This window comes from Komagataeibacter kakiaceti JCM 25156, assembly GCF_000613305.1.
In genome coordinates, this window is the sequence record NZ_BAIO01000423.1 from 1 (window position 1) to 2062 (window position 2062).

The 2062-nt window shown below is 66.7% G+C and carries 2 protein-coding genes and 1 pseudogene; all 3 read left to right on the top strand.

The window, feature by feature from the left end; all coding sequences use genetic code 11:
* Window positions 1-557: hypothetical protein (locus JCM25156_RS14720; RefSeq protein ID WP_025813671.1), on the top strand; the 557-nt coding region annotated here is incomplete at its 5' end.
* 45 nt (window positions 558-602) lie between these two features.
* Window positions 603-1475, top strand: a complete 873-nt coding sequence (locus tag JCM25156_RS14725; RefSeq protein ID WP_025813672.1) for a hypothetical protein — start codon at window positions 603-605, stop codon at window positions 1473-1475.
* 68 nt (window positions 1476-1543) lie between these two features.
* Window positions 1544-2062 (top strand): annotated as a pseudogene (locus tag JCM25156_RS14730) (phage tail protein); the annotation flags it as partial.

Sequence of the window (2062 nt, forward strand, 5' to 3'; positions counted from 1 at the left end):
CCGCCATGCAGCCGCTGGGCGTGGCTTATGCACAGGCCATGGCCGCGTTCAGCAATGACCGGGCCTTCGGCTTTGCCGGACCGGCGTTGTGGGATGTCCCCTTCGTCTATGCACTGATGAACATTGGTGATGTGCGGGCGGGCGATATCCTGACCTGTGCGCGGGAGACCTATTTTGTTGCCCGGTACGAACCCTTCCGCCCGCCGCTGTGCGTGCTGTGCAACACGGTGGTCACGATCACGGCCACCACCGCGCTGGCAACGGACCTGGCCAATCCGGGTGGCTACGCCACATCGGGCGATGTGACGGCGCAGAGCGTCCTCGCCACCGGCTGGCCCGCGCTGATCCGGCTGGGCGGGGGCACCAGCGTGCCGGGACCGGACCAGCCCGGCGCGATCCGTGGCGGCGCGGTGGAAATGTTCATGCCCACCATTCCGGGCGTGACACTCCAGCCGACCATGTGGGTCAGTGACGCCGATGGCACGCGTTACACCATTGGCAGCGCGCGTGCCGGCCCGTGGGGTACACGCTGCCAGATGGGGCAACAGCAGGCATGAGAATGACCGATTTCCCCCATCACAGGAAACAGGAGCCGGGATGACATGGCCGATATTTCCACCATTTCCACCGCCATCGCCACGGCGCTGGCCACCGCCCTGTGCCCCGATGGCACGCCGGGCAGCGCGTGTACGGGCCGCCCGCTGGTCATACGCCGGGGCGGGCTGACACAGGCCGATCTCGCCGGTGTGGCCAATACGTTGCAGGCGGGATGCGACTTCATCGGCATTATGGATGAGGCCGCATCCTGGGCCCGGGTGGATGAACCACTGGGCCGCCCATGGCGCCTTGCGGGCACGCAACCCGCCAGCCTTACCATAAGCACGCAGGCCAATACCGCTACCGTGACGCTTGCGCCGGATGTCGCGCCCGCGGGCACGGTGGGACTGATCGTGTCGGGGCTTGCCGGGTGTACCGGCAATGCCTGCACCCTGCATGTGGCGGGCGTGGGCGATACGGCGCAATCCGTCGCCATGGCCCTGGCAACGCCGCTGCCCGGTGCGGTGGTGGAGGGTTCCGTCATCACCATACCCGGTGCGTGTGACGTGCAGGCGCTCAATGCGGATGTGGTGAACGCGCGCTGCATCGCCCGCAGGCAGCAGCAGATGTTCGTGCTAACCGCATGGTCCGCCACTCCCGCCGGGCGGGACGCGCTGGGCTGCGCGCTCAGCGATGCGCTGGCCCTGACCGACTGGCTGACGGATGCGCACGGCTCCACCTTCCGTATCGAGGCACGGGCCGCATTCAACGATGATACGGCCATGAACCGGGGCATGTTTTCCCGTCCCGCCCATTTTCTCGTGACCTATGACACCGATCTGACCCGCCCCGTCCCCGTCATGCTGGCGGGGGGCATCGGTCTGCCCGACGGTCTTGTAACGGGCGATCTGCTGCTGGGCGCGTCCGCCACAGGCTAAGACCCGGCATAGCCATTACATCCATCCATTCAGCGCGGCATGCCGCGCAATACGGAAAGACAGACATAATGACCATTTACCAGTCCGGGCAACTGAACACCAACAGCCTGAACGTGCCGGACCTGTACGTGCAGATCCTCCAGCCGCAGACACTCGCGCTCAACGGTGTTGCGACCGGGCGTATCGGCCTTGTGGGCACGGCAGCATGGGGCGCGGTTGGCGCGCCTGTCATCGTGGGGGGCATGGGCGATTTTCTGGCCGCCTTCGGCCCCAAGCAGGCACTGGCCAGCGATATGGGCGTGGCTGTGAACATCGCGCTGTTGCAGGGGGCATCCGATTTCCGCTGCGTGCGGGTGACCGATGGCACCGATGCCGCCGCTACGGCCGAACTTTCCGGTGTGACGCTGAACGCGGTTCACACCGGCAGCGCGGGCAACGCCATCGTGGCGACGCTGGCGCAGGATACGATCCTGCCCACTTACTACACCCTGAGCATCAGCCACGCCGTGCTGGGCAGCCGGACCTATCGTGGCACGACATGGGCGGCCCTGGCCACTGCCCTTGCGGCGGATGGTACGGCGCTGGTC